This is a genomic window from Aureimonas sp. AU12 (assembly GCF_001463705.1).
GTDB lineage: Bacteria > Pseudomonadota > Alphaproteobacteria > Rhizobiales > Rhizobiaceae > Aureimonas.
This window is the reverse complement of record NZ_BBWH01000010.1, coordinates 115,049-138,758: the sequence shown is the minus strand read 5'-3', so window position 1 is coordinate 138,758 and position 23,710 is coordinate 115,049. Positions and strand designations below refer to the sequence as shown.

General features: G+C 68.5%; 20 protein-coding genes and 1 other annotated feature. Of the genes, 16 read left to right on the top strand and 4 right to left on the bottom strand.

All coding sequences use genetic code 11. From position 1 onward, the window contains the following. The first annotated feature begins 165 nt into the window (after nt 1–165). The 8 genes from lpxC to AUL33_RS04935 all read left to right on the top strand — a co-directional run bounded on the left by lpxC (nt 166) and on the right by AUL33_RS04935 (nt 9,352). Nucleotides 166–1,110: a UDP-3-O-acyl-N-acetylglucosamine deacetylase gene (gene lpxC / locus AUL33_RS04970; RefSeq protein ID WP_062204560.1), complete on the top strand. Its 945-nt coding sequence runs from the start codon at nt 166–168 to the stop codon at nt 1,108–1,110. A 137-nt stretch (nt 1,111–1,247) separates the two neighbouring features. Continuing rightward, nucleotides 1,248–2,177 (top strand): outer membrane protein assembly factor BamD, encoded by a 930-nt coding sequence (locus tag AUL33_RS04965; RefSeq protein ID WP_062204557.1) that lies wholly within the window; start codon nt 1,248–1,250, stop codon nt 2,175–2,177. 192 nt (nt 2,178–2,369) lie between these two features. Further along, the gene (gene recN, locus AUL33_RS04960) at nt 2,370–4,043 is read left to right on the top strand and encodes a DNA repair protein RecN (RefSeq protein ID WP_062204554.1); all 1,674 of its coding nucleotides are present in this window, start codon (nt 2,370–2,372) and stop codon (nt 4,041–4,043) included. 87 nt (nt 4,044–4,130) lie between these two features. Further along, nucleotides 4,131–6,656: an NAD-dependent DNA ligase LigA gene (gene ligA, locus AUL33_RS04955; RefSeq protein ID WP_062204552.1), complete on the top strand. Its 2,526-nt coding sequence runs from the start codon at nt 4,131–4,133 to the stop codon at nt 6,654–6,656. A 51-nt stretch (nt 6,657–6,707) separates the two neighbouring features. Further along, a complete protein-coding gene (locus AUL33_RS21500) occupies nt 6,708–7,577 on the top strand; it encodes a 3'-5' exonuclease (protein ID WP_082652322.1) in 870 nt (289 codons plus the stop codon). 73 nt (nt 7,578–7,650) lie between these two features. Beyond that, nucleotides 7,651–8,160: a YbjN domain-containing protein gene (locus AUL33_RS04945; RefSeq protein ID WP_082652321.1), complete on the top strand. Its 510-nt coding sequence runs from the start codon at nt 7,651–7,653 to the stop codon at nt 8,158–8,160. 158 nt (nt 8,161–8,318) lie between these two features. Continuing rightward, on the top strand, nt 8,319–9,056 hold the full coding sequence (locus AUL33_RS04940) for an AzlC family ABC transporter permease (RefSeq protein ID WP_156419285.1): 738 nt from the start codon (nt 8,319–8,321) through the stop codon (nt 9,054–9,056). Next, on the top strand, nt 9,053–9,352 hold the full coding sequence (locus AUL33_RS04935; protein ID WP_062204543.1) for an AzlD family protein: 300 nt from the start codon (nt 9,053–9,055) through the stop codon (nt 9,350–9,352). The genes AUL33_RS04940 and AUL33_RS04935 overlap by 4 nt, the downstream gene beginning before the upstream one ends. A gap of 62 nt (nt 9,353–9,414) precedes the next feature. Here AUL33_RS04935 and AUL33_RS04930 read toward each other — a convergent pair whose 3' ends face one another. Further along, a complete protein-coding gene (locus AUL33_RS04930; RefSeq protein ID WP_062204541.1) occupies nt 9,415–10,422 on the bottom strand; it encodes a transporter in 1,008 nt (335 codons plus the stop codon). 300 nt (nt 10,423–10,722) lie between these two features. Here AUL33_RS04930 and AUL33_RS04925 point away from each other — a divergent pair, with 300 nt between their 5' ends. From AUL33_RS04925 to AUL33_RS04915, 3 genes are all read left to right on the top strand, one after another. After that, nucleotides 10,723–11,916 carry an MFS transporter gene (locus tag AUL33_RS04925; protein ID WP_244491982.1) on the top strand — a complete coding sequence of 398 codons (1,194 nt, stop codon included), beginning with the start codon at nt 10,723–10,725 and terminating at the stop codon, nt 11,914–11,916. A 62-nt stretch (nt 11,917–11,978) separates the two neighbouring features. After that, complete coding sequence (locus tag AUL33_RS04920) at nt 11,979–12,608, top strand: SCO family protein (protein ID WP_062204534.1); 630 nt, start codon at nt 11,979–11,981, stop codon at nt 12,606–12,608. Between the two features lie 46 nt (nt 12,609–12,654). After that, nucleotides 12,655–13,533 (top strand): 50S ribosomal protein L11 methyltransferase, encoded by an 879-nt coding sequence (locus AUL33_RS04915; RefSeq protein ID WP_062204531.1) that lies wholly within the window; start codon nt 12,655–12,657, stop codon nt 13,531–13,533. Between the two features lie 170 nt (nt 13,534–13,703). Here the strand turns inward: AUL33_RS04915 and AUL33_RS04910 are convergent, their stop codons facing one another. Beyond that, the gene (locus AUL33_RS04910; RefSeq protein WP_156419284.1) at nt 13,704–13,910 is read right to left on the bottom strand and encodes a hypothetical protein; all 207 of its coding nucleotides are present in this window, start codon (nt 13,908–13,910) and stop codon (nt 13,704–13,706) included. Between the two features lie 289 nt (nt 13,911–14,199). Next, nucleotides 14,200–14,688: a MerR family DNA-binding transcriptional regulator gene (locus AUL33_RS04905; protein WP_062204525.1), complete on the bottom strand. Its 489-nt coding sequence runs from the start codon at nt 14,686–14,688 to the stop codon at nt 14,200–14,202. 339 nt (nt 14,689–15,027) lie between these two features. On the opposite strand from AUL33_RS04905, the gene AUL33_RS04900 reads away from it, so the two are divergent. The 4 genes from AUL33_RS04900 to AUL33_RS04885 all read left to right on the top strand — a co-directional run bounded on the left by AUL33_RS04900 (nt 15,028) and on the right by AUL33_RS04885 (nt 21,171). Next, the gene (locus tag AUL33_RS04900; RefSeq protein ID WP_062204521.1) at nt 15,028–18,813 is read left to right on the top strand and encodes a peptidoglycan-binding protein; all 3,786 of its coding nucleotides are present in this window, start codon (nt 15,028–15,030) and stop codon (nt 18,811–18,813) included. 102 nt (nt 18,814–18,915) lie between these two features. Further along, nucleotides 18,916–19,845, top strand: a complete 930-nt coding sequence (locus tag AUL33_RS04895; protein ID WP_062204518.1) for a sulfite exporter TauE/SafE family protein — start codon at nt 18,916–18,918, stop codon at nt 19,843–19,845. Beyond that, complete coding sequence (locus AUL33_RS04890) at nt 19,842–20,672, top strand: TIGR02186 family protein (RefSeq protein WP_062204515.1); 831 nt, start codon at nt 19,842–19,844, stop codon at nt 20,670–20,672. Before AUL33_RS04895 ends, AUL33_RS04890 begins: the two co-directional genes overlap by 4 nt. Nucleotides 20,673–20,676: 4 nt before the next feature. After that, on the top strand, nt 20,677–21,171 hold the full coding sequence (locus AUL33_RS04885) for a DUF3429 domain-containing protein (RefSeq protein WP_062204512.1): 495 nt from the start codon (nt 20,677–20,679) through the stop codon (nt 21,169–21,171). A gap of 21 nt (nt 21,172–21,192) precedes the next feature. On the opposite strand, the gene pdeM is transcribed toward AUL33_RS04885, so the two are convergent. After that, a complete protein-coding gene (gene pdeM / locus AUL33_RS04880; RefSeq protein WP_374754406.1) occupies nt 21,193–21,906 on the bottom strand; it encodes a ligase-associated DNA damage response endonuclease PdeM in 714 nt (237 codons plus the stop codon). A 165-nt stretch (nt 21,907–22,071) separates the two neighbouring features. Further along, nucleotides 22,072–22,132: a sequence feature (sul1 is cis-regulatory element that is thought to sense ions involved in sulfur or methionine metabolism; They are found in Alphaproteobacteria), on the top strand. Nucleotides 22,133–22,213: 81 nt separating this feature from the next. Between pdeM and AUL33_RS04875 the strand changes: the two genes are divergently transcribed. Then, nucleotides 22,214–23,698, top strand: a complete 1,485-nt coding sequence (locus AUL33_RS04875) for a SulP family inorganic anion transporter (RefSeq protein WP_062204507.1) — start codon at nt 22,214–22,216, stop codon at nt 23,696–23,698. Nucleotides 23,699–23,710: the final 12 nt, after the last annotated feature.

Here is a 23,710-nt window from a genome sequence, read left to right as displayed (position 1 = left end):
ATTTGGTCACAATCCGTGTGGGACCTACCTTGTCGGCATAATGGAAGCACCCGTGTGCCCTCGGAGTTAAACCTCCGGACCGCCGCGACGCTTCAGCCTCCGAGGATCGCCATCCGGATCAGGGATGCAGCGGTCCGGTGAGCCCGGTGAGTAGGAACGCGTAACGTGGTGACGAGACAGCAGACGATCGGCGCACGCATCGGCTTCGAGGGCGTGGGCGTCCACAGCGGTGCCCTCGTGGAGCTGTCGCTTCATCCGGCCGAGGCCGGCACCGGCATCGTCTTTCACGTCTTCGAGGCGTCTGGCCTCATCCACGAGATCGCGGCTGTCTCCGGCAATGTCTCGTCGACCGATCTTTCCACGATCGTCGGGGACCGTAAAGGGGCCCACGTCGCGACGATCGAACATATCATGGCCGCCCTCTACGCCATGGACGTCGACAATGTCGTCGTGCAGATCGATGGTCGCGAGATCCCCATCATGGACGGCGGCTCCGACGTGTTCGTGCGGGCCATCGAGCAGGCCGGCGTCGTGACGCAGCGCGCTTCGCGCCGGTTCCTGCGCGTTCTCAAGCCGGTCCGCGTCGAGTTGAACGGTGGCTTCGCGGAGTATCGCCCCTACGAGGGCACCCGGTTCGAGGTCGAGATCGAGTTCGCCAATGCCGCGATCGGCCGCCAGCGCTTCGCGGGGGATCTCAGCCCCGCGATGTTCCGCGACGAATTGGCCCGCGCGCGCACCTTCGGCTTCATGAAGGATGTCGAGCGGCTTTGGGCGTCCGGTCACGCGCTCGGCTCCTCGCTCGAGAATTCCGTGGTGATCGGCGACGACGAGACCGTCATCAATCCCGGCGGCCTGCGCTTCGTTGACGAATTCGTCCGCCACAAGACGCTCGACGCCGTGGGCGATCAGGCGCTGGCCGGCGCGCGCGTTCTCGGCTGCTACCGCTCGTTCCGCGGCGGTCATCGCCTCAATGCGATGGCGCTCGAGGCTCTCGTGGCCGACCGGTCGGCGCATGAGTTCATCGAGGCGCCGAGCCGCCGGATGGACCCGATCCGGCAGGTGCCGCTCGTCGCCGCGGCGGCGCCGGCCCTCGGCCCGCAGGTTCTCTGAGAGCGTTCGGCAAGGGGCAACGCCTTAAAAAAGGCTTTAAGAACGGCCCTGAAGCGTTGTCGAAGATCACGCCCTCGGGGTAGAGGGACGGAGCGTGTCGCGACGAGACGTCCGGGATACCAGGGGGAAGCAGTTCGATGGGATACAAGATGCCGCTGTCCGGCCGTCGTCAGGCCGTGTCGATGGCGCTGGCCTTCGCCTCGACCCTCGCCTTGTCCGGCTGCATGTCGTCGAAGGACACCGACATCGACGCTCTCGCCCTCGCGTCTCAGACCGAGCCGGCGGACGTCCTCTATAATCAGGGCCTCGCCAATCTCGAAGGCGGCCGTCTCGGTGAGGCCGCCAAGAAGTTCGAGGCGATCGACAAGCAGCATCCCTATTCGGAGTATGCCCGCAAGGCGCTGGTGATGCGCGCCTTCGCCAGCTACCGCTCGGGCGACTACGACGAGGCCGTCAGCTCGGCCCGGCGCTATCTCGGCACCTATCCCGGCTCCGAGGATTCGGCCTACGCGCAGTACATCATCGGCTTGTCCTACTTCCGCCAGATCCCCGACGTGACGCGCGACCAGACCGACACTGCGCGCGCCGTCCAGGCGATGCAGGAAGTCATCGATCGCTATCCGACGAGCGAATATGTCGAGGACGCGCGCACCAAGGTTCGCGTCGGCAAGGATCAGCTCGCCGGCAAGGAGATGCAGGTCGGTCGCTACTACCTGGAGCGCCGCGAATACATCGCCGCGATCAACCGCTTCAAGAACGTCGTCGACACGTTCCCACAAACCACCCACGTGGAAGAAGCGCTGGCACGTCTCACCGAGGCCTATTACGCGATGGGCCTGACGCAGGAAGCCCAGGCGGCGGCCTCCGTGCTCGGCCAGAACTTCCCGGAATCGCAGTGGTACAAGGACAGCTACGCGCTGCTCCAGTCGAACGGGCTGCAGCCGCGCAGCGCCGGCGCGACGTCGTGGTTCACGAGCGCGGCTCGCCGTATCACCGGCGCCAACGAGCCGCCGGCGGCTTCGGGCACGGCGCAGGTCAGCGGCGAGCTGCAGCCGCCCCGCGCCTGAACCCCGAGGCAAATCCGAAGCGATCGAATCGAAGAGGCCGGCATTGCCGGCCTTTTTCATGTCGCCTCGTCTCCAACCGTGAGGCGCGCTCCGCCGATCACCGAGGGCGAACCTTACGAAACGCTGCGAGCGACCCTATCTTCGCGCCTCGCGATTGCCATTCCCCGCTGCCCGGTCTAGCTCTTCACCTGCATGCTTGTTCACCTTTCGATCCGCGACATCGTTCTCATCGACCGGCTCGACCTCGCGCTGAACGACGGCCTGTCGGTGCTGACGGGCGAGACGGGCGCGGGCAAGTCGATCCTGCTCGACGCCCTGTCGCTGGCGCTGGGCGGGCGGGGCGACGGCGGGCTCGTGCGCCATGGCTCGAAGCAGGGCGAAGTCTCCGCCGTCTTCGACCTGCCGAGCGCCCACCCCGCACGCCGGGCGTTGACTGAAAACGGCTTCGACGACGACGGCGACCTGATCCTTCGCCGCGTCCAGAGCGCGGACGGACGCACGCGGGTCTTCATCAACGACCGGCCTTCCAGCGTCTCGCTGATGAAGGAGATCGGCGCGACGCTCGTCGAGATCCACGGCCAGCACGACGACCGGGCGCTCGTCGACGCCGACGCGCATCGCCAGCTGCTCGACGAGTATGGCGGGCTCACGGGCGAGGCGGCGGCGGTCGCCCGTGCCTTCGAGGGCTGGCGCAAGGCTGAGAGCGAACTCCTGAAGAATCGCAAGCGCGTCGAGGCGGCCGCCCGCGAGGCCGACTATCTGCGAGCCTCCGTCGAGGAACTGAGCGAGCTTCAGCCGGTCGTCGGCGAAGAGGCCGAGCTGGCCGAGACCCGCCAGCGCATGATGCGCTCGGAGAAGATCGCGACCGACGTCAACGACGCGCACGAGGAACTGGCAGGTCACGCCTCGCCCATTCCCGGTCTTGCCGGCCTGTCGCGCCGGCTCGACCGCAAGAAGGACGAACTGCCCGGCCTTCTCGACGAGGCCCTGACCCGGCTCGACACGGCGCTGGACGCGTTGTCGGACGTGCAGATGAGCCTGCAGGCGGCGCTGCGCACGCTGGAGTTCGATCCGCGCGCGCTGGAGCAGACCGAGGAGCGCCTCTTTGCGCTGCGCGCCGCCGGCCGGAAATACAATCTGCCGGTGGACGATCTCGCCGCCCTCACCGAGAAGATGGTCGCCGACCTCTCCGAACTCGATGCGGGCGAGGATCGTCTGGCCAAGCTCGAGATCGAGGTGACCGAGCGCCGTGACGCGTTTGACGCACTGGCTTTGGCGCTCTCGGTCAAGCGCCACGACACCGCGCGGCTTCTGGAAGACGCCGTGATGATCGAACTGCCGGACATGAAGCTGGAGCGCGCCGCCTTCATCGTCGAGATGGCGAGCGACCCGGCAGCTCGAACCGCCGCGGGCATCGACACCGCCGAGTTCTGGGTGCGCACCAACCCCGGCACCCGCGCCGGGCCGATGATGAAGGTCGCGTCCGGCGGCGAACTCTCGCGGTTCCTTTTGGCGCTGAAGGTGGCGCTGGCCGACAAGGGTTCGGCGCCGACGCTCGTCTTCGACGAGATCGACACCGGCGTCGGTGGTGCCGTGGCCGATGCGATCGGTCGGCGGCTGGCGCGGCTCGCGACCCGTGTGCAGGTTCTCTCCGTCACGCATGCGCCGCAGGTTGCCGCCCGCGCGACGACGCATCTCCTCATCTCGAAGGCCGAGGCGGTGCCTGGCGAGGAGCGCCTGTCCACCCGCGTCGCGGCGATCGACGTGCCCGCGCGGCGCGAGGAGATCGCCCGCATGCTAGCCGGCGAGAGCGTGACCGACGAGGCACGTGCGGCCGCGGCGCGGCTGATCGGCGCGGCGAGCTAAGGTCTTTTTCGTCCCTTGGCGAAGACTTGCAGGCGACCCGGCGCTAGAACTCGGGCGACCCCATCTCGAAGAGACCGGCCGCTTCCCATGCCCGAACTGATGCCCGTCGATGCGCTGACCCCCGACGCTGCCGCCGGCGAACTCGAACGCCTCGCCCGCGAGATCGCCGACCATGATCGCCGCTACCATGAGCGTGACGCCCCGACGATCTCGGACGGCGCCTACGATGCGCTGCGTCGGCGCAACGCCGCGATCGAACGGCGGTTTCCCGACCTCATTCGCGCCGATTCGCCCTCGGTGCGCGTCGGCTCAGCGCCTTCCGCCAAGTTCGCCAAGGTCGTCCACGCGCGACCGATGCTCTCGCTCGACAACGCGTTCTCCGACGAGGACGTCGCCGATTTCGCCCGGCGCGTCCGCCGCTTCCTGAAGCTGGCCGACGACGCCCCGCTCGCCATCACCGCCGAGCCGAAGATCGACGGCCTGTCGCTGTCGCTGCGCTACGTCGATGGTGCGCTCGTCTCTGCGGCGACGCGCGGCGATGGCGCGGTGGGCGAGGACGTGACCCGCAACGCACTGACCATCGACGACATCCCGCACCGCCTCAGCCATATCCGGCCGGCGGTCTTCGAGGTCCGCGGCGAGGTCTACATGACCCATGCCGACTTCGCCGCGCTGAACGCCGGGCTTGCCGGGCTCGGCGGCGAGAGCGCAGCGGTCGAGGACGGCGACGAGGGCGAGGCGGAAGCGGGCGAGAGTGGGGGTGGGCCAAAGATCCGCCAGTTCGCCAATCCGCGCAACGCGGCGGCCGGCTCGCTGCGCCAGAAGAACCCGGAGATCACCCGCTCGCGGCCCCTTCGCTTCTTCGCCTATGCCTGGGGCGAGGCCAGCGAGGTGCCCGGCGCGACGCAGACCGACGTCGTCGCAGCGCTCGGCCGCATGGGCTTTCGAACCAACCTCGAAACGGAGGAGGGCGGCGCCCCCCTGATGGCGCGCTTCGACACCGTGGAGGGGCTGGTCGAGCACTACCGTCTGATCGAGCGCCAGCGCGCCAGCCTCGGCTACGATATCGACGGCGTCGTCTACAAGGTCGACGATCTCGCGCTGCAAGACGAGCTCGGCTTTGTCTCGCGTTCGCCGCGCTGGGCGATCGCCCACAAATTCTCGGCCGAGCAGGCAACGACGGTGGTGAGGGCGATCGACATCAATGTCGGCCGCACCGGCAAGCTGGCGCCGCTGGCGCGACTGGAGCCGGTAACCGTCGGCGGCGTCGTCGTCTCCAACGTGACGCTGCACAACGAGGACTACATTGCCGGGCGGGACGCCGACGGCGAGCCGATCCGGGGCGGGCGCGACGTGCGCGTCGGCGACACCGTGCTGATCCAGCGCGCCGGCGACGTGATCCCGCAGGTGGTCGACGTCCTCGAGGACAACCGCGGCCCCGAGCCCTTCCGCTTTCCCGACCATTGCCCGGTCTGCGGCTCGCGCGCGGTGCGAGAGATCAACCCGCGAACCGGACGGCTTGATTCGGTGCGTCGCTGCACGGCAGGCCTGACCTGCCCGGCGCAGGGCAAGGAGGGGCTCAAGCACTTCGTCTCGCGCAACGCCTTCGACATCGAGGGCTTCGGCGAGACCTACATCGAGACCCTTTTCGATGCCGGGCTCGTGCGCCAGCCCGCCGATATCTTCCGGCTGGAGTTCGAGCCCCTGCGTGAAGCCATCGAAGCGCGGCGAGCAGAACTCGCATCGGCGAAGGTCGGGAACGAGGCCGGGGCCGCCCCGTCCAAGGCAGCGAAGAAGGACGGCGACAAGCCGACGCAGGCCATCCACAATCTCCTGGCCGGCATCGAGGCGCGCCGCCGCATCGCGCTCGATCGGTTCATCTTCGCGCTCGGCATTCCCGAGATCGGCGAGACCACGGCCAAGGCGCTGGCGCGGGCCTTCCCGGATATCCCCGCTCTCGTCGAGGCCGGTCTCGCAGCGGCGGCCGACCAGCCGGGCGAGCCCTGGTCGATCTTTCTCTCGATCCCGAAGATCGGCGGCATCACCATGGAGCGGCTCGCCTCGGTGACGCCGGAGGAACTCGCCGATCCCGCATTCGACCCGACGCGGGCCGAGCGCCTGCGGCTCAACAGCGCGCAGCGGCTCTCGCTGCGCGAGCGCTTTCCCGAGACGGCGGATCTTCGCGCGGCGCTGGCCGCCGCCGTCGAGGCCCAGCCGGGGGCGGCCTACGAGACGCTGGCGGGCCTTCCGGATGTCGGGCCGGTCGCCGCGCTCTCGCTCGCACATTTCTTCGGCGAAGGGCACAACCGCGAGGCAGTCGAGGCGCTGCTGGCGGCTGGCGTCGAAACCGAGGCCCTGGCGCGGCCGAAGACCGAGGGCTCGCCCGTCGCCGGCCAGACGGTAGTCTTCACGGGAACGCTGGAGAAGATGACGCGCGTCGAGGCGAAGGCGCGAGCGGAAGCCCTGGGCGCGAAGGTCTCGGGCTCGGTGTCGAAGAAGACCGACCTCGTGGTGGCGGGACCCGGCGCCGGCTCCAAGCTGACGGATGCCGAGAAGCACGGGGTGAAGGTGATCTCGGAGGATGAGTGGCTGGCTCTCGTCGGCGAGGCTTGATGCTGCGATTCCCAGACTCTAGGTTGCCGGCCTGACCGGAGTTCGCCTCGCATGACCGTCGTCGCCATCGATTTCGAGACCGCCAACGCGGCGCGCTCCAGCCCTTGCGCGATCGGTCTCGCCTTCGTCGAGGCGGGCGAGATCACGCGCCGCGAGTACCATCTGATCCGCCCGCGCGACATGCGCTTCGACGCCATGAACATCCGCGTCCACGGCATTCGGCCGCGCGACGTCGCGGGCGCTCCGGAGTTTCCGGAAGTGTTCGAGCGCTATCGCGGTGTGCTCGACGGCGCGCTCGTGGTCGCCCACAATGCCAGCTTCGACATGGGCGTGTTGCGCGAGACGCTGGCGCTCTACGGACTGGCGCAGCCCGCCTTCGCCTCACTCTGCACCGTGTCGGTGGCGCGCCGCCTCTGGCCGGACGAGCCGAGCCGGCGGCTTTCGGCGCTGGCGGCGAAGTTCGGCGTCGGCTTCACCCATCACCATGCCGGCGAGGACGCCTATGCCTGCGCCCGCATCGCGCTCGAAGCCGTGCGCCACACCGGCGCAGCCGACATCCGCGATCTCGCGCGCGCGACGGGCTTGGCCAAGCCCGTCGCGGCGACGCGGGCGCGGGTGAAGGGCGGCATCGCCGAGCGAGCCCTGCAGGCGCGGGCCGCGGTGCCCGTCGACGACGGCATCTGCCGCCTCGTCGTGCGCGGGAGCAAGGGCACGCCTTACGACGTGACGCTGAGCCCGACGCGTCAGGGCGGCTGGCGGCTCGCCTGCTCCTGCGTCGGCGCGCGCTTCCGGCCGGACTGCCGGCATGTGCGCGAGCTGACCGCCGGCGACTTTCGAAACCTTATGAGCGCCGGCGCCAACGAGATCCTGCGTCTGCGCGCTTTCGTGGGCGGTGCGGGCCGCATCGCGCTTCGCGGCTAACGTGTCCGTGATAGTCTGAGGGACGACGCCGCGACTCGCGCGGCCGGATGGTCTAAGCGGGATCCTCTCCATCATGCACCGAGTTCGATTGCGATCCTGCCTTTCCGCCTTGGCGCTTGTAACCGGCGCGACCGGCGTCGCGATAGCCGCCGCGCCGGCGCTGGTCGATGCCACCGATCCCGCCCTCATCGCCGAGTTGATGCGCGGCTACGGCTCAGCCCGGCTCGACACCGCCGAGGACGGCACGCCGATGGTGCGCGGGCGGATCGACGGCGACGGGTTCACGCTGTTCTTCTACGATTGCGACGACGACGGAAAAGCGTGCCAGTCCGTCGGCTTCTCCTCCTTCTTCGACAAGTCGGGTGTCCCGGCGGAGGCCGTCAGCGGCTGGAACGCCGCCAGCCGGTTCGGTCGCGCCTATCTGCGCGACGATGGCAAGCCGGTGCTGGAGATGGACGTCCAGCTCGGCGGCGGCGTCACGGCCGACAATTTCGAGGGCTGGCTCGATCGCTGGGCGGAGATCCTGCAGGACTTCGGCGAGGGCGTCGTCAACCGCGCGGGCGCGGGGATCGAGCGTCCCTGATGGCCGGCCTCGACGCGCCCACGGCGTCGGCGTAGAAGCCGGCGGACGTAAGACGCCGAGACCCCGACGCGCCTTCACGCGCACCGATCCCATCTCCCGCGCATGGTGGCTGGCCTGAACGAGGCCGCGCCGCGCGACTGCCGCAGGCCGAGCCGTCCGTGACCCGATCCTCCGATATCTCGACGGCCGCCTCGCAATGCTTGCCGCTTCTCGTGGCGCTCGTGCCGTTCGGCGCAGTCTACGGCGCCTTCGCCGTCACCAACGGGCTGACGGTCTGGCAGACGCTCGGCTTCTCGCTGACCGTCTATGCCGGCGCGAGCCAGTTCCTGGCGCTGCAGATGATCGGCGCCGGTTCGCCGGTCTGGGCGATCCTCGTGGCGGTCGTCGCGCTCAACGCCCGGCACATCCTCTATTCGGCCTCGGTCGGGCGCCATCTCGTCCGCTTCGGCGGGCCGGCGAAAGCCTTGGCCTTCTTCCTCCTCGTTGATCCCTCCTTCGCCGCCGCCGAGGCGCGGGCGGCCGAAGGCCCGATCAGCCGGACCTACTACTTCACCTTCGCGGTGCTGCTCTATGTCGGCTGGGCGCTGGCGAGCCTCGTCGGCGCGCTGTTCGGCGGGCTGATCGAGGATCCCGCGCGCTTCGGGCTCGACTTCGCCATTCCCGTCTACTTCCTGGCGCAGACAATGGCCTTCCGCCATCGGCCCAACTTCCTGCTCGTCGCTGGCGTCTCGGGTCTCGTCGCCCTCGTGGCGGCGGCGGCGCTCGGCTCGCCCTGGCACGTCACGCTCGGCGGCATCGCCGGCGTCTTCGCCGCGGCGCTGCGCACGCCGACCGCCGAGATACCCGCCGGAGAGGCAGGGGCTGGGGAGGCGAGGGCCAAGGGGGCCAGGATATGAGCGACATCTGGTGGCTGATCCTGGCGGCGGCCGGGCTCACCTATCTCACGCGCATCGGCGGCCATCTGGTGCTCGCCCGCTTCGAGCGCATCCCGCCCAGACTCGACGCTGCGTTGAACGCGGTGCCGGCGGCAGTGCTCACGGCCATCGTCGCGCCGGTGCTGGTGGACGGCGACTGGGCCGAGCGGCTCGTGATCGTCCTCTGCGGTTTCCTCGCCTTCCGTCTTGCGCTGTTGCCGACCGTGGTGATCGGCACCGTGTTGGTGGCGCTCCTGCGGTGGGTCGGGGTCGCATGAAAAAGGCCGCGGCGCTCTGATGAGCGTCGCGGCCTCTGGCCTTACGGAGGGGATGGAAGCGGTCAGGCTTCCTGGATCGCCGAAAGCTTCCACTCGGCGCCGCGCTCGCGCACGAAGGTCCAGACCTCGGTCGATTCCACCGGGCTCGTCTCGTTGCCCTCGACCACGCGGTCGCTGCCCCGGTCGCGCATCGTGTCGATCATCGAGTACCGCATCGCCACCGTCGCGAAGTCGCGCGTGCCTTCGCGCCAGCTTTCGGCGACGTCACCCTGCAGCAGCGAAACGTCGCGCACGTCGTTGCGCACGCCGCGCGCGGTGTTCTGCGCCAGCTCTTCCGAAAGGTAGGACATGACCTCGGGCGTCGTGATCTCGCGAAGCCCCGCGTAATCCTCGCGCGAGAAGGAGGCCTGCAGGCTCTGCAGCTTGCGCTCGAAGATGTCGAGATCGGCCTGGCCGATGCCGACCGCATCCGTACCCGGCTTGCCGCTGACCGCCGGGCCGCTGCCGGAGCCGCCACGCGCCGCGCCCTGTGCCCCGCCCGCCTTGGAACCAAAGCCCTCGAACATCTGGCGGGCATTGGTCATGCCGCCGCCCATGCCAGCGCCATTCGGCGTCGGTGCACGGCCGGCCATGGCCGGGCCGCCGTTCGAGCGACGGCGGAACATGCGCACGAGGAAGACGGCGACGAGCGCGAGAAGCGCGAACTGGACGAGGAAGCCGAGCATGCCGGCAAGGCCGCCGAAGCCGTGGCCCATGAGCATGCCGAACAGGCCGCCGATGAGAAGGCCGCGCATCATCGCGCCGCCAAAGCCGGCGCCGAACATGCCGGACCGCGCGCCCGAGGTGGCGGCGGCGGCGCTATTGGCCTGCGTCGGCGAGGTCATCGAGCGCTGCACGGGCGCGGCGGCCGGCGCCGTGTTCGTCGCAGGAGCCGACTGGTAGGTGCGCGTGCCCCGGCTGCCGAAGCTGCCGCCGCGACGGGCTTCGGCGTGATCCACCACCACGGTCGAAAAGGCCAGCGTCATCGCCGCCAGGGCGACGACGAAGCGGCGGGTTCTCGTGGTCTTCATGTCGGCGATTCCTTGAGGCATGGGATGTCGAACGGTCAGTCTCCATATAGGGATGCCCGCCCGCGAAGTTGAAGGCCCGCGAGCCAAGGATCGTGGCTTCGCCGATCAAGATTTCGCCAGTTCGGCGCGTGCGACCGGACGTCGGATCTTCGCCGACGAGCCGCGGCGTTACCGACGATCGTCTTTTCGCACTGCGATATGGCCGCTATAAGCTAGGCGAACAGTTCCGATCCGCCGGTCGCCCGCACGGCTTGTTCCGCGTCGTCGGCATCCTCTCAGCCCTCCCGCATGGGTCCCGCCGTGACCGCCACGTCTTTCCCCGACACCGCCGCGGCGCCAGCCCTGTCGCGCGCGACCACCATCCTGATGGCGGTCGCCGCCGGGGTGCTCGCCGCCAATCTCTACTATGCCCAGCCGGTGGTGGCCCTGATCGGCGCCGATCTCGGCATGAGCGTCGCTGCCGAGAGCACGATCGTGACGGCCTCGCAGATCGGTTATGCGCTGGGTTTGGTGCTCCTCGTGCCGCTCGGCGACGTCCTCGAGAACCGGCGCCTCATTCTGGCGACGATGAGCGCGGCGGCGATCGGGCTCGTCGGGTTGGCCTTCGCGCCCAACATCGCTGTTCTCTACGCGATGACGCTCGCAGTCGGCATCGCTTCGGCTGCCGCGCAGATGATCGTGCCGCTGGCCGCGAGCTTCGCGCCGCCGGAGCGCAGGGGCAAGGTCGTCGGAGAGGTGATGACGGGCCTTCTCGGCGGCATCCTCATCGCCCGGCCGCTGTCGAGCTTTCTGGCGGGCCTCATGGGGTGGCGCGCCATCTTCGCGGTCTCGGCGGTGGCGGTCGCCGGCCTGACGCTGGCCGGGCTAAGACTCTTCCCCACGCGCCGCCCAGTCCATCGCGCGCGTTACGGCGAGCTGATCGCCTCGCTCGGCCGGCTCTTCGTCACCCAGCCGGTGCTGCGTCGGCGCGCGCTCTATCATGCCGCGATGTTCGCGGCTTTCGGCATCTTCTGGACCGGCGCCCCGATCGTGCTGCTGCGCGAGCCCTTCTCGCTCTCTCCACAATGGGTGGCGCTGTTCACGCTTGGCGGCGTCCTCGGCGTCTTCGCCGCGCCCGTCGCCGGACGCCTCGCAGATGGCGGCCATTCGCGCGCTGGCACGCTTGCCGCCATCGCACTGGCCGCCAGCGCCATGGCCTTGGCTTTTGCGGGGGCTCGCTCCTTCACGGCGCTGCTCATCGCCGGCATTCTCCTCGACCTCGGTGTGCAGGCCAATCTGGTGATCGGCCAGCGCGAGATCTTCCAGCTCGACGACACCATCCGCAACCGCCTGAACGCGGTCTACATGACGACTTTCTTCCTCGGCGGCGCGCTGGGGTCGAGCCTGACGAGCCCGGTGCTCGAACGTTTCGGCTGGCACGGCGTGGCGGCGATGGCCTTCGCTTTTCCAGCCGCGGCGCTGCTCTACTTCCTGGCGGCGGAAGGGCGGCGATGACGTCCTTTGCCGGGCCTCCCGCTTTGCTGTAGGACGCGGCGACGACGAGGAGTGCTGCCGCGATGACCGACGATCCCAAGACCACCGCCGCGCGACGCCGCCGCACATCCGTGCTGCGTCTGGCGCTCTGGTTTCTCGTGGCCGCAATTCTGGCGCTGATCGTCCTCGTCTACGTGTTCGGGCGGCAGGAGACGGCGGTCGTGCGCAATGCCGCCGCCTACGGCTCCTCGTTCCAGCTCGTCAACCAGAACGGCGAGCCGGTGACGGAAGCGGTTCTGCGCGGCCGCCCGACCGCGCTTTTCTTCGGCTTCACCCACTGCCCCGACGTCTGCCCGACGACGCTCTACGAACTCGCCGGCTACCAGTCGGCGCTGAAGGCGGAGGGGCGCGACCTGAATATCGTGTTCGTCACCGTCGATCCCGAGCGCGACACGCCCGAGATCCTCAAGACCTATGTCGGCTCGCTCTCGCCCGACATCACCGCCGTCACCGGCGAACCGGCGCTCGTCCAGAAGATGCTCGACGGTTTCGGCGCCTATGCCAAGAAGGTGCCGCAGGGCGACGACTACACGATGGACCACATCGCCTCGGTCATCCTTCTTGATCGGACGGGAGACTTCAAGGGCACGATCGCCTATGGGGAGGCACCCGCGGCCGCTAAGGCCAAGCTCGAGCGGCTCTCGGCCTCCTGAGCGGGGCCGCGCCCCACCGAACGACGACGAGAGAAAGACGAAGCGCTTGGGTCAGGTCCGTTTCCATGCCCGCGGCCCGCGCCGCGACGCCGCCCCGCTCTACGAGCGCCTCGACGTGCGCTTCGGCGAGGACGGCTCGCCCGTGGCGATCACCGAGATCGACGAGGCCGCCGACATCCACGAGGTCTCCGTCTATTTCGAGGATGCCGACGCGGTGGACGAATGGGCCGTCACCGATGCCTTCGCCGGCTTCGAGGTGGCGCGCGAGGATCTGCCCGAGATCGACTGGATGGCGCAGGTTCTGGCCGAGCTGAAGCCGGTGCGCGCCGGGCGCTTCCTCGTCCACGGCGCGCATGACCGCGAGCGCGTTCGCGCCAACGATCTGTCCATCGAGATCGAGGCGGGGCAGGCCTTCGGCACCGGTCATCACGGCACCACGGCCGGCTGCCTGTCGATGATCGAGACGGTGATCCGCCGTCGCCGCCCGGCGGTGGCGCTCGATCTGGGCACCGGCAGCGCGGTTCTGGCCATCGCCGTCGCCAAGCTGGCGCGCATTCCCGTGCTGGCTACCGACATCGATCCGGTAGCCGTCGCCGTGGCGCGCGAGAACGTGCGGGCGAACGGCGTCCACGACTTCGTCTCGCTGGCGACAGCGACCGGCTTCTCTGCGCCGGCCTTCCGCGAGTTCGCGCCGTTCGACTTCATCGTCGCCAACATCCTTGCGGGACCGCTGATGAAGCTTGCTCCGACGCTGGCCCGGCACCTGACGCCGGACGGCGACGTCATCCTGTCGGGAATTCTGGCCCGGCAGCGCAACGCGGTCCTGGCGGCCTATCGCCAGCAGGGCCTCTTCCATCGCCAAACGCTGCGGCGGGAGGAATGGGTGACGCTGCATCTCCGGCGCAACCGCAATCCGCTCGCCTGATCCCTGCAGGGGCCGGCGCGCTGAGGACACGGCGGCCATCCTGCTCGCGGATGCGCCCATTCCGCGCGCTCGACAGCAAAAAGGCCCGGACGGGGGGGCGTCGGGCCTTCGACATTTCGTACGAACAGCGGCGCGCGACCGGCCTTACGGCTGACGGCGCGCGGGATCGATCAAGCGCGGTGGGGGGCGCCGGCTTCGAACATCGAACCGCGGATGGCGGCGAGGCTCGTCAGCGGATCCATGTCGAGAAAGACCGGACGACCGCTGGCCTGCAGGGAACGGTTCGACGGACGCGAGCGGTCGAGGGTCACCGGACGGCGGAAGGAGACGCCGAGGCGGGTCGGAAGCGTTTCGAGGCGTTCGGTACGGACGGTCATCATGGTAGGCTTTCTGGCATTGCGGGCGAGTTGTCTCCCAACGCCAATATGATGCAGCGCAGCACAAAGAGCTATGCGTCCTTGCGCATAGGTTACCTTCCGAGAATGCAAGGCATCCGCGGGGTCTGCTTCATCTTTTGTTCATCATCGCGGGTCGCGAGGGCTCGCCCGACGGCTAACTGCGGCTGCGTTCGCAGCGATGTTGCACGCAAGCCCCTGCAATTCAGCGCGCGGCCGCGAACAATACAACGAGCGGGGTTTGAGAGCCCGCGATGCGGGCCGGCGGGCGTCAGGCGTTGCCGGTCTCTGCGCCGCCATGGAGCCGGTCGCGCACGAACTTCAGCGAAACGTCCATCGCGTGAAGCGATTCCTCGATGTCGCGCTTCTGTTCAAGCAGGATCTGCCTCTGCTCCTCGAAGCGATCCAGCGCCAGTTCCAGCTGCTTGCGGCGGCCATCAGCCTGATAATAGATCTCGATGATCTGCTTGGCTTCGGTCAGCGAAAAGCCGAGCAGCTTGGCCAGCAGCACCAGACGAAGCCGCATGCGGTCGCGCCGGGAATAGAGCCGCGTCGTCCCCCGGCGCTCGGGACTGAGAAGTCCCCGATCCTCGTAGAATCGCAACGTCCGCAGCGTCACGCCGAATTCGCGGGCAAGATCTCCGATCTTGAAGCTCGTTCTCGACGTGTCCAGCGGGTCGTCGGCAAGACCGAGAAGTTGGTCTATACCAACCTTGAACTCTGTCTCTTCTATGGGATCTGCCGTTTTGAGCTGGGTCATATCATTCTATGTATCTGCGCTTGCGACGACGACTAGGGGGTGTACGTTGCGGAACATCCGGCTGCGACACCTTCGCCCGAAATTGATATTAATTTTTTGATCCCGGACCACAAGGTTTCATTCACGCGAATCCAGCTTCAATCCCGCTTATCTTTCTATCTCCTTAACGCAATGGCGTGGGAGATCGAACCTTCGCTGGGAACAGGCCGGTCGACCGGCCGGGCCGCCGCCTCGGCAGGGCAGGGTGGCGAGAGGAGCGATGAGATGTCTCGGAATGAACCGCACTTGAAGGTACGAGCCGAAACCGACGCGAAATCGTCCGATTCCTCCTTTTCGTCCTTGTCGAAGACCCTCGAAGACCTCGAAGCCCGCCTGTCCAGACTGTCGAGCGCCAAGCGCGACGAGCCGGCCGCGACCGGTGACGAGTCGTCCCTGTCGGAAGCAAGCGAGGCGCCGGGTGAGCGGATGCGGATGATGGCTGCCGAGCGCCGCGCCCGTCGCCCGTCGCTCGCCGACGCCGTCTCCGCCCTGACCGTGGAACGGCAGTTGAGCGCCGACCCGGTGTCGGATCGTCCCGCGCCCCGGACCAGGCCGACCCGCGCGGGTTCGCCGATCGAGCGTCGCATGGGCACGATCGCCGGCGAGGTCGAGCAGATCCAGCTTCAGGGCGCGACGCTCGCCATGGTGAAGGATCTCGCGGAGGAGCTGTCGGCTCTTCGCGCCGATATCCAGGCCCGCGAGACGCCCGACCTCTCGCCGCGCCTCGAAGAACTTCGCCGCTCCTTCGCCGACCTCAAGCAGATGATCGCGGACCGCGAGGGGCCGGATCGGATCGGCGCCGAGATCTTCGAGATCATGGAGGCGCTGACCGAGCTGACCGCCGGCACCGCCGACCAGACCTCGCTCGACGCGCTGCGCACCGAACTCGATTCGGTCGCCGCGATGGTCGGCCAGCTGGCGCGCGAAGAATCCGTCGAAGCCGTGCAGCGGCGCTGGGATGCGTTCGAGACCCGCATCGGCGACCGCATCGAGCTCGACAATCAGGCCAAGCGCGATCTGCGCGTCGAGCTGGAGCGTCTGCGCGGCTCGCTCCGCTCGCTCGCCACCGAGGAGCAGATCCTCGCCGTCCAACAGCGCTGGGAAGAGTTCGAGTCGCGCTATCTCGAGACCGCGCGGATCCAGACCGAGGAGACGCTGACGCGCTTCCTGCGCGACGAACTCGGCGCGCTGCGCACCAAGCTCGACCTCATCGTCGAGCAGAACGCTCCCGAAGCCCTCGATGCCCGCTTCGACGCGATGGCCGAGCGGTTCTCAACCAAGGCTGTGGAAGGCGGCATCGCCCGCCTGTCGGAGCGCATGGGCGAGATCGAGCTGGCGCTCGTCGGCCTGCCCGAGATCCTGCAGATCGACCAGATGGAGGCGCGCATCCAGGCGCTGGCCGAAAGCGTCGAACTGCTGGCCGCCGAAATTCGCGAACCCGATCTCGATCATTTCTCGGTTCTGGAAGAGCGACTCGACGAGATTTCCGCGGCGATCGTCTCGGCCACCGTCCATCGTCAGGTCTCCCTCGACATGGCGCCGATCGAGCGGATCGAGGCGCGCGTCGCCGAGATCGCCTCGCGCGTCGAGCGCCTGTCCGAGGCCGGCGACGCCGATCTCCTGTCGGAACAGATCGCGGTCCTCACCGAGCGCGTCGAGGAACTGGGCGCCCGGCCCGATGCCGATCTCGGTCGCCGCATCGACACGCTTGCCGAGCGCGTCGAGATCCTCTTCGCCAACTCCGAACCCAAAGACACGTCGTCTCGTTTCGAGGCGCGCCTGACGGAACTGGCCGAGCGCATCGAGCTGTCGGCCGGCGCCAAGGGCGTCGATCCCGCCGTCATGATGGCGCTCGAAGCCCAGATCGGCCGTCTCGCCGATCATCTCGCCGGTGCGCCGATCGCGTTCGGCGAAGAGGGCTCGGAGGTCTCCCGCCGCCTCGACGCGCTGGAGCGCCAGCTCGACGAGAACCGCGACTCGATCCTCATGGCCGCCCGCACCGCTGCGGACGAGGCCGTGCGCCGCATGCAGGGCGAGGATGGACGCCGCGAGAACGAGTATGTACGCGAACTCGCGCAGGACCTGCGCAATCTGGAGACCCTCTGCCGCGAAAGCGACGAGCGCGCCTTCGGCGTGTTCGACGCCGTCCATACGACGCTGCACAAGATCGTCGAGCGGCTGACGGCGATCGAGAGCGAGCTGCGCAGCGATGCGGCGAACGAGTCGAAGACGGTCCAGCCGTCGCAGGATTCGGCCGGTCGCATCGACTGGGCCGCCTCCGAGGCCGCACCCGACGCCGAGCCGAAGGGCCTTCGCGCCGCGATCAACCGTCACCTAACGCGTCGCGGCGGCAAGGAGCCGGCCGCCGAGGTGCCGACCCTCGCCGAACGCGTGCATCCGACCGTCGCCGTCATGGCGGATCCCGTCGCCGCGACCCTGCCGAGCGTGGAACCTGCCGCCCTGATCCGTTCGAATGCGCCCCTGCTCATCGACGCACCCTCCATCGACGCCGCCGAGAGCGTCGCGACACGCGAGGCCAATCGTCCGCTCGAGCCCGGCTCCGGCGCGCCCGACATCGCCGCGCTCATCGAGCGCGTGCGCCAGCAGCAGCGCGGCATCGAGCCACCGACGGGCGAGCCGCTGGCCAAGGCCGACTTCATCGCTGCCGCCCGCAAGGCGGCGATGGCGGCCGCCGCCGAAGCCGAGGCGATCCGTGACCGGACCGATGCCGACGCCGATGGCCTGACCACGAAGGATCAGGCCGGCCGTCGTCGCAAGCCGATCCTCATGGCGGTGGGCGCGGTGCTTCTGGCGCTCATGGCCATGCCGCTCGGCCGCGCCTATTTCGGCCCGCAGGACGGCGTCGTCGCCGCGCCGGTCGCCGAAGTCGACGACGGCTCGCAGATCGCCGCCGCAGCTCCGACCCCGGCAATCGAGACGCCCGCTCCGGTGCTCGACACCGAAAGCACCGCGACGATCGTCCCGGCCCCGGCCCCGGCCGAGATGAGCGCTGCGACCGAAGAGGTGGCGCCGCCCGTGGTCGCCGAGGCACCCGCTGCCGAACTGCCGACGGTCGAAGCACCCATCACTGCCACCGCGACGATGCCGGTGACGGCCGAAGTCGCCGCCGAGCCCGCCGTAAACGTTGCCCCGGTTGCCGCAACGGCGCAGGGCACGCTCCTCGCCAGCGCCGAGGCCAAGCTGCCGGAAGCGGCGCGTGGCGCGGTTCCCGCCATGCCCGACGGCATCGGCCCCGCCGCGCTCGGCGAAGCCGTCGCCAAGGGCGAGCCGATGGCGATGTTCGAGGTGGGTCTGCGCCTGATGGAGGGCCGGTCCGCGCCGTCCGATCCGGTCGCCGCGCTTAACTGGTTCGGTCAGTCCGCCTCGCGCGGCTTCGCCCCGGCACAGTACTCGGTCGGCACGCTCTTCGAGAAGGGCAACGGCATCGGCCGCGACACGGGCGCTGCGCGCGACTGGTATCTCCTGGCCGCCGACCAGGGCAACATCCGCGCCATGCACAATCTGGCGGTGCTCTATGCCACCGGCATCGAGGGCAAGTCCGACCCCGAGACGGCGGCGCAGTGGTTCGTGAAGGCTGCCGATCACGGCATGCGCGACAGCCAGTACAATCTCGGCATCCTCTATGCCCGCGGTGCCGGCGTCGAGCAGGACCTGTCGCAGTCCTACCGCTGGTTCCAGATCGTCGGCCAGGCCGGCGACAAGGACGCGCTGGCCAAGATGGAAGAGGTCGGCAAGACCTTGTCGCCGGAGGTGCGCACCCGCATCGACGCCGAGGTCGCCGCCTGGAAGCCGGCCGCCCGCAACGAGGGCGCGAACACGGTGGAGATCCCGCCAGCCTGGTCCGCCAAGGGCGACCAGACCGCCTCGGTCGACATGGGCCGGGCCGTGCGCAACGTGCAGGCGATCCTGATCAAGCTCGGCTACAACCCGGGTCGCCCCGACGGCGTGGTCGGCTCGCAGACCACCACCGCCATCCGCGAGTTCCAGGAGAAGTCGGGCCTGCAGGCCACCGGCAAGATCGACGAGCCGCTGATCCGCGCGCTTCTGGAGCGCAAGGACGCCTGAACGGGGCCCCTCGCGTGAATTGACTTGGGGAAGGGGGCGGGCCAAGACGGTTCCGCCCCTTTTCCGGTGCAGCCATCCCTCTCGCCTCGCGAGACGACGCCCGTGACGCTCTATCTCCCGATCGCCGAGATCTCGGTCAACATCTTCGTCATCGTCGGCATGGGCGCGGCGGTCGGCTTCCTGTCGGGCATGTTCGGCGTCGGCGGCGGGTTTCTGATCACCCCGCTTCTCATCTTCTACAACATTCCCCCGGCGGTCGCCGTCGCCACCGGCGCCAACCAGGTGATCGCCGCCTCCTTCTCCGGGGCGCTGGCGCACTACAAGCGCGGCACGGTCGACCTGAAGCTCGGGGCGATGCTGATCGTCGGCGGCGTTCTGGGCTCGGCCGTCGGCGTCTGGCTCTACACGCTGCTGCGCCGCATCGGGCAGCTCGATCTGGCCGTCTCCATCCTTTACGTCGTCATGCTCGGCACGGTGGGTGCCTTGATGCTCAGCGAGAGCGTCCAGGCGATGCGCCGGGTGAAGGGCGGGGGCTCGGGCGAGGTGCGCCGATCCAGCCACCACAACTGGATCCAGCGCCTGCCGCTGAAGATGCGCTTCAAGCGTTCGAAGCTCTACGTTTCCGCCATTCCGATTCTCGGGCTCGGATTCGTGATCGGCATTCTCGGCTCGGTCATGGGCGTCGGCGGCGGCTTCATCATGGTGCCGGCGATGATCTATCTCCTGCGCGTTCCCACCAGCGTCGTCATCGGCACCTCGCTCGTGCAGATCATGTTCACGGCGGCCTCGACCACGGTGCTGCAGGCGGCGACGAACGGCACGATCGACATCGTGCTGGCCTTTCTCCTGATGATCGGCGGCGTGGTCGGGGCGCAGTTCGGCGCCGAGGCCGGCCGCAAGCTGCGCGGCGAGCAGCTGCGCGCGCTCCTCGCGCTGCTCGTTCTCGCCGTCGCCATCCGCCTCTTCGCCGAACTCGTCGTGGTGCCCGGCGAGATCTTTTCGATCTCGCTGCCGAGCGGTGAAAGCGTGTGAGGGCGCTCCTGGCCCTTGCGGCGCTGGGGCTTCTCCTGGCGCTGCCCGCGAGCGCGCAGGCGCTCGCCGAGCCAACGCCAAGCGGAGCGGAAGAGCCCGTCGACGCGCGGCCGGTGGCCGAATCCTTCGAGATCGGCCTCTCCACCGATACGATCGCGGTCGGCACCAGCTTCGGCGGTGCACGGCTCGTGGTGTTCGGGGCGCTCGACAATGCCGACCAGAAAATCCTGCGGCAGGGGCGCTACGACATCGTCGTCCTGCTGGAGGGCCCCAAGCGCGATCTCGTGGTGCGCGAGAAGAGCCGTTTCTTCGGCGTCTGGATCAATCGCGGATCGGAGCGCTTCCGCGATGTGCCCACCTCCTATTCCCTGGCGAGCACCCGGCCGGTGCGCGACATCGCCCCGCCGCTCGTGCTGCGGCAGATGAGCATCGGCACCGACGACCTCGCCTTCGAGCCGATGCGGGTGCGTCAGGCCGGGGCAGGGAAGGTGGACGAATATGCCGAGGCCCTGCGTCGCCTCAAGACGTCCAGCGGTCTCTTCACCGAGACCGTGGGGTCGATCGAGTTCGTGTCGTCGACGCTGTTTCGCGCCAATCTCGTTCTGCCGGCCGACTTGCCGGTGGGGCGGCACGTGGCGCGTGCGATCCTGTTTCGCGAAGGCGTCTTCGTGCGCGAGAGAAGCGAGGACCTCTGGGTGGTCAAGACCGGCATCGAGAACCAGATCTCGGTCTTCGCGGCGCGCAACGGCATCCTCTACGGACTTCTGGCGGTGGCGGTCGCCATCTTCACCGGCTGGTTCGGCCGGATCATCTTCAAACGGGACTGAACGCATGACAACCGACCATCACGACGCACCGCTCCGCTCGCGGGCCGACCAGCTCGTGCGCGCCACCTGGATCCTGGGGATCGGCGGGCTCATCCCCTTCGTCGTGGGCACCGCGCTCATCCTGTCGAACTCCGAAATCATGGCGCCGCCCGATCTCTGGTTCGCGGTCTCGGCCTATGCCGCGATCATCCTGTCCTTCCTCGGCGGCATCCGCTGGGGCGCGGCGCTGAACGAGAACGGCCGCAAGAGCCCGACCACGGTGGCGCTCTCGGTGCTGCCCTCGATCGCGGCCTGGGTGATCGTCCTGATGCCGGCGCCCTGGACCTTCGTCGGCTTCGCCGTCGCCTTCATCGTGCAGGGCGTCTGGGACGTCACCGCCATCCAGGAAGGCCGCATCGAGACGCCGTGGTTCGCCCGCCAGCGGCTGGTGCTGACGCTCGTCGTGGTCGCCTGCATGGTCGCGCTCGCCTTCGCGACGAACGAAGTCGCGGCCTACTGAGCGTCGAAGCTCACAGACCCTTCACCGCGCGCAGAGCGCGGTGAAGGGGATCGGGTAGATGCGCGAGACGCCGATGACGTAGGCTTTCGCGCACTCGGGCGCGAAGAGCCCCGCGAAGGCCCGGTCGAGAACGTTGAGCCCGCCCGTGGTGACGCCGAAGGAGGGCATCACCATGCGCGTGCCGTCGGTCGCGAAGCACGCGCCGCGCACCGAACGCCCGTTGCCCGAAACCTTCGCCACCGGATGGAGATGGCCCGCGATCTCGCCTGCGCGCGGGTGCGGCGTCGGCTCGTGGCGCAGCAGCCAGGGGCCGATCGCAGCCTCCTCGGTGGTCTCGCCGCCCAAGAGAGCCGGCGGCTCCGGGTCGTGGTTGCCGACGATCCAGATCCAGTCGCGCCCCTTCATCAGGGCGTTCAGCGCCTCGCGGTAGATCGCCGGCATGAAGGCCGCGCCGTGCCGGTCGTGGAAGCTGTCACCCAGGCACACGACACGCCGCGGCTCGTAGCGCCGGATCGCGGATTCGAGCAGCGCCAGCGTGGCGGCGGTGTCGTAGGGCGGCAGCATCATGCCGCGCCGGGCAAAGGCCGCGCCCTTCTCCAGATGCAGGTCGGAAACGACGAGAAGGCTCTCGCCCGGCGAGAACAGGATGCCCGACGGGTCGCAGACGAGCGTGCCGCCGTTCAACTCGGTCTCGACGCCGGCCTGCTCGCCCTGTCGCAGTCGCCGCTGGATCATGTTCATGCGCGTTCGCTCTGAAGTCGTCAGCTGTTCGTCTCTTGTTCCCTGAAGAATCCATCTTCGTGGCGATCGCAAGGCCCTGCGTCATCCCGCCCGGCCGCCCAGGCCATGAAACCATGGCCAGTTGATCTTTACCGGTTTTTAAGCGATGAAGCCCGCGCACAAGGACCCGGGCGACGTCTTTCCCGGGTGGCTATGCCGGGCGCCTATCCCTCGGCCCATCCAGACGACGTTCGACAATTTGCGACCGCACGGCCCGTCGAGGGTGCGTGGGACGTCGTCCAGATACTCGTTGTTTCCTCCCATGTTCTCGACCCAAAACTGGAAAGCCGACTGGTTCGGCAACGTCCGGGGAGATCTTCTCTCCGGGCTCGTGGTGGCGCTCGCCCTGATCCCCGAGGCCATCGCCTTCTCGATCATCGCCGGCGTCGATCCGCAGGTCGGCCTCTACGCCTCCTTCTCGATCGCGGTGCTGATCTCGATCTTCGGCGGGCGCCCTGGCATGATCTCGGCCGCCACCGCCGCGACAGCCGTGCTCATGGTGACGCTCGTTCGCGACCACGGCCTTCAATATCTCTTCGCCGCCACGGTGCTGGCCGGCGCGATCCAGGCCATCGCGGGTTTCGCCCGGCTCGGCGACCTCATGCGCTTCGTCTCGCGCTCGGTGATGACCGGCTTCGTCAACGCGTTGGCGATCCTCATCTTCCTGGCGCAGCTGCCCGAACTCATCGGCGTTCCCGCCATGACCTACGTGCTCGTCGCCGCGGCGCTCGCCATCATCTACCTCTTCCCGTACCTGACGAAGGCGGTGCCGTCCCCGCTCGTGGCCATCGTGGCGGTCACCGCGGCCGCGCTCGTCTTCGGCATCGACGTGCGCAATGTCGGCGACATGGGCCAGTTGCCGTCGAGCGTCCCCACCTTCTTCCTGCCCGACGTGCCCTTCACCTTCGAGACGCTGCGGATCATCGCCCCCTATTCGGTGGGCATCGCCATGGTCGGCCTTCTGGAGTCGCTGATGACCGCGCAGGTCGTCGACGATCTCACCGACACCCCGTCCGACAAGAACCGCGAATGCGTCGGGCAGGGCATCGCCAACTTCGTCACCGGCTTCTTCGGCGGCATGGCGGGCTGCGCCATGATCGGCCAGTCCGGCATCAACATCCGCTCCGGCGGGCGCGGCCGGCTGTCCTGCTTCTTTGCCGGCGTCGCGCTGCTGTTCATGATCGTGGTGCTTGGAGACTGGGTGGCTGTCATCCCGATGCCGGCGCTCGTTGCGATCATGATCATGGTCTCGATCGGCACGTTCGACTGGGGCTCGCTGAAGAGCCTCGTCACCCATCCGCGCCGCTCCTCGGTGGTGATGCTGGCGACTGTGATCATCGTGGTCTGGACCCACAATCTGGCGCTCGGCGTCTTCGCCGGCGTCCTTCTCTCCGGCCTGTTCTTCGCCTCCAAGATCGCCCAGATCTTCGCGGTCTCCTCCACCCGCTCGGTGGACGGTCGCGAGCGGACCTATGTCGTGGAGGGCCAAGTCTTCTTCGCCTCGGCCGGCCAGTTCATCGAGGCCTTCGACACCAGGGAGCCGCTCGCCCGCGTCGTGATCGACGTCTCGCGCGCCCACATCTGGGACCTCACCGGCGTCGGCGCCCTCGACAAGGTGGTGCTGCGCTTCCGCAAGGCCGGCGTGGAAACCGAAGTGATCGGCCTCAACGCGGCGTCCCAGACCACCGTCGACAAGCTGACCATCCAGAACCGGGCGGATGCGCTGGAAATGTCGGCGGGGCATTGATTACAGCATGCT

What these genes read in the sequence shown, in the direction of transcription:
- AUL33_RS04875 (WP_062204507.1), top strand. Translation starts at nt 22,214, where the DNA reads ATGTTCTCGACCCAAAACTGGAAAGCCGACTGGTTCGGCAACGTCCGG.
- AUL33_RS04910 (WP_156419284.1), bottom strand. Translation starts at nt 13,910, where the DNA reads ATGACCGTCCGTACCGAACGCCTCGAAACGCTTCCGACCCGCCTCGGC.
- pdeM (WP_374754406.1), bottom strand. Translation starts at nt 21,906, where the DNA reads ATGATCCAGCGGCGACTGCGACAGGGCGAGCAGGCCGGCGTCGAGACC.
- ligA (WP_062204552.1), top strand. Translation starts at nt 4,131, where the DNA reads ATGCCCGAACTGATGCCCGTCGATGCGCTGACCCCCGACGCTGCCGCC.
- AUL33_RS04945 (WP_082652321.1), top strand. Translation starts at nt 7,651, where the DNA reads ATGCACCGAGTTCGATTGCGATCCTGCCTTTCCGCCTTGGCGCTTGTA.
- AUL33_RS21500 (WP_082652322.1), top strand. Translation starts at nt 6,708, where the DNA reads ATGACCGTCGTCGCCATCGATTTCGAGACCGCCAACGCGGCGCGCTCC.
- AUL33_RS04935 (WP_062204543.1), top strand. Translation starts at nt 9,053, where the DNA reads ATGAGCGACATCTGGTGGCTGATCCTGGCGGCGGCCGGGCTCACCTAT.
- AUL33_RS04965 (WP_062204557.1), top strand. Translation starts at nt 1,248, where the DNA reads ATGGGATACAAGATGCCGCTGTCCGGCCGTCGTCAGGCCGTGTCGATG.
- AUL33_RS04920 (WP_062204534.1), top strand. Translation starts at nt 11,979, where the DNA reads ATGACCGACGATCCCAAGACCACCGCCGCGCGACGCCGCCGCACATCC.
- recN (WP_062204554.1), top strand. Translation starts at nt 2,370, where the DNA reads ATGCTTGTTCACCTTTCGATCCGCGACATCGTTCTCATCGACCGGCTC.
- AUL33_RS04905 (WP_062204525.1), bottom strand. Translation starts at nt 14,688, where the DNA reads ATGACCCAGCTCAAAACGGCAGATCCCATAGAAGAGACAGAGTTCAAG.
- AUL33_RS04930 (WP_062204541.1), bottom strand. Translation starts at nt 10,422, where the DNA reads ATGAAGACCACGAGAACCCGCCGCTTCGTCGTCGCCCTGGCGGCGATG.
- AUL33_RS04885 (WP_062204512.1), top strand. Translation starts at nt 20,677, where the DNA reads ATGACAACCGACCATCACGACGCACCGCTCCGCTCGCGGGCCGACCAG.